This is a genomic window from Neisseria sp. P0021.S007, assembly GCF_051956855.1.
Map to the genome: position 1 here is coordinate 1 of NZ_JBQCXA010001705.1, position 444 is coordinate 444.

Below are 444 nucleotides of genomic sequence, written 5' to 3' on the forward strand. Positions count from 1 at the left end.
GGGGTGGACATAAAGTATTCCTTGGATTTTTATCTTTACATTGAAAGCCGCATTCATTAAATCATCAATCGACAGCTTCCAACATAAAGGCCGTCTGAAACAGTTTCAGACGGCCTTTATTGGTTGTTTTATTTGAAAATGTATTCGTCGGGCATCTCTGCAAAACCGACTACTCTGCCGCCTTTCTCTTTGGCGAATTTTTCAGCCTGAGCCTTGTCGGCAAACGGAAGCGCGTCTTCCGCACCCATGCCGCCGATAAAGCTGCTTTCGATGACGTAATAGGCTTTTTTCGCATCTATCCATTCGGCGTCGGCATTGGGTTTTTCCCAATCTTTGACTTTGCCCATATCGGTAACATAGATAGCATGAATGCCTTTGGGCTCTTCAGGCAGTTTAGTGTAGCCGAACATCTGCTTGATGGTGGAAAACCAAACCGGTTTGTCA

Annotated in this window: 1 protein-coding gene; it reads right to left on the bottom strand. The window is 45.3% G+C overall.

Going from position 1 to position 444, the window contains the following annotated elements; translation table 11 throughout:
• Positions 1-128: 128 nt before the first annotated feature.
• On the bottom strand, positions 129-444 hold a 316-nt coding region (locus ACTHUR_RS21020), incomplete at its 5' end, for a nitrous oxide reductase accessory protein NosL (protein WP_440400751.1).